Consider the following 2,391-nt stretch of genomic DNA (forward strand, 5'->3'; position numbering starts at 1 on the left):
TAGGTGTCCGGAGTGCCCATCACTGCGCTGAAAATGCCCGCAGTCCCAAAAGGCTCCTCCTCATCCACAGAAATTGCAAATGCCCCCAAGCTCACTGAATCTTTACCACACTCTTTTGAACTAGAACCCGAAGTGTGAGGTGATTCGTTGCACCCAAGTATACATAGAACGCCGTCGCAGACGTGCGTGTGCTCATAAACACCAGGTATGCCTGCAATCATTGCATCATAGGAGGGAAGCCAGATTAATGCATTTACAAAAAGCAGCAGCGGGTAGAAGATATACATCGAAAGCGTGAGTGCGATAAGAACCCCGCCAAGGCCGCGCATGAAGGGTATTGAGCGCAAAACAATGCCAAGTGGAAGGAAAATAGCAAACAACCCGTCAGTCACAAAGTGCAGGGTAAACTGGATGAACATCGCAGAAAGATAGCTTGCAGTAGTTGCATTGAGCAGGGCGCCAAAGATGCTTAGGACTGAATACTCGCCGGAATACTCTGAAAAGCTCTGCCCTGCCCCGCCAATTAGGCAGGCAATTACCCCGCCTGTGTCAGAGCCGCACTCCCACCTGGACTTGCCCGCCCTAAGCTCAATTAGCGCCATGTTGTAGCGTATCTGCACCATTGCCTTGTGGTCAAACCAGCGCACAAATGCGGTATAATTTTTGGCCGCATCCATTAGGCTTGTGGATTCGGAAACTGAGGTTATGCCCAAGACGCCTGCGCCTTGTGCCGCAGTCAAGTTTGAAACCTGTATCAGCGCACCGACGTTGAGCTTGCAGGTCAAATCAAGGCTTGTGACAATGAGAATTACGAGAATGCCAGAGAAGAACACCTGCACAACTTCGGTTTTGCTCCAAACCAGGAGGCGGGGGTTGGAAAGGGTCTCGCCTAGCATGTACATAAGGGCAATGAAAATGCCAGTTATTGTAATTCCTATTAAGGCAAGTCCCTGGACAGACTGAAGCGTGCTTGTATCGCAGTAGTTGGTTGATGTGGTAGTGAAAGTAGTGGCTGCAAAACTAGAGCCTGGCAAAAGCAGCAGCTGCAGCAAGAAAAGCACTGGCAATGCCCGCAGGACTTGCGGCAAAAAGCCATGTTGCTTAGGGCAGGTTTTTGCATTTTGCATGAAACTCACATTCGCAAACGTATTGGTCAGACTTTGTTCTCTTATGAAATTCCCATCGGGCCAGAACTCCCTTATGCAATCCTCACCAGGCCTGAAACTTCTATTTCAGAGCCCAAGAATGATGAAATGGCGCGTATTGATGAAAGGGTTATCAGAAGGTTGAGTGCTGTCAGGAAAACGCAGCGGATAATTACCTGGAAAACAACAGGCTCGTAAAATGACGGGTTTTGAAAGACTTTGGCTGCAAAATTGTTAATGGGACCATATTCCGGGTTGAATGGGTTGCAGGTTGGAACGCCAATGGCAATATTCTGATATGGAGAAACCAGGGTGTAAAGCATTGTTGTCGAGCCTATGGTGTATGAATAGGTGACACTTGACATTGAGGAGATGAGCTGATAGCCAAAAATGATTGTTGTGGGAAAGACAATGTAGAAACCGAAAAATATTGCCAGAAGCGCGCCTCCCGCCTGCCTTGAAAACTTGAGTGTGCGAAGCAGAATGCCAAGTGGCAGGAAAACAGAGACAAGGGTGGTGTTTGCTATCTGCAAAATCCATTTTTGGGCGTATAGGTCTGCAAGCGCAAACGAGATTGCGTTGAGGCCCATTGTAAGCGAGCCTCTCATTGAATTGAGTGCTGAGCAGGACACAACAGTCATGCCAAGGCCCAGGAAGCTGCAATATGCAGACCTGCTTCCCTCCCTGCCAACAGCGGTGACAAGGCCCTCAAAGCCTTTGAGGTATCCTTTCATATCTGTGACTGCAACGTCGGTAACGTTGATTGCAGAGACCATAAGCGAGCTTGTGCCACCGGTGGCTTGCGAGAGGCCCGGGGCAAGGCCCGTATCCAAAAACGACAGGAAAGCAAGGAAAAGAACTACCAGTATGCCGGACATGATTACCTGGTAGAGTTCGTCATGGGCATAGGTTTTCAGCTCAACAGAATTCATGGCGTTTCCAGCAATGTAAATCAAGCCGACAATGCAAAAGGATATTGTCAGGGCAAACATGGCGACAGTTTGCCAGGGCATGATTGTTGACTGGGCAAATGCCGCATTTGGCAAAAGTGCGCAGATGAGAAGCGATATGAAGACTGCAAATCTCCCCGCTTTTTTGAAATGTATGTATGGGAAAATGGATCGTGTTGGGGCTTGGGGTGTTTGTTGCATTGCCGGGGCTTGGGGTGTTTGTTGCATTGCCGGGGCTTGGGGTGTTTGTTGCATTGCCGGGGCTTGGGGTGTTTGTTGCATTGCCGGGGTTTGGG

At 49.2% G+C, this 2,391-nt stretch carries 3 protein-coding genes; 1 reads left to right on the forward strand and 2 read right to left on the reverse strand.

Annotated elements, in window-relative coordinates; all coding sequences use genetic code 11:
* Positions 1-1,127, reverse strand: a 1,127-nt coding sequence (locus FJZ26_05570) for a hypothetical protein (GenBank protein MBM3229876.1), incomplete at its 3' end; no start/stop codon positions are given.
* A 71-nt stretch (positions 1,128-1,198) separates the two neighbouring features.
* Complete coding sequence (locus FJZ26_05575) at positions 1,199-2,137, reverse strand: hypothetical protein (protein ID MBM3229877.1); 939 nt, start codon at positions 2,135-2,137, stop codon at positions 1,199-1,201.
* 116 nt (positions 2,138-2,253) lie between these two features.
* On the opposite strand from FJZ26_05575, the gene FJZ26_05580 reads away from it, so the two are divergent.
* Positions 2,254-2,391 (forward strand): DUF4175 domain-containing protein (locus FJZ26_05580; protein MBM3229878.1); only part of this gene is annotated, 138 nt, incomplete at its 3' end.

It is taken from the genome of Candidatus Parvarchaeota archaeon (assembly GCA_016866895.1).
GTDB lineage: Archaea > Micrarchaeota > Micrarchaeia > Anstonellales > VGKX01 > VGKX01.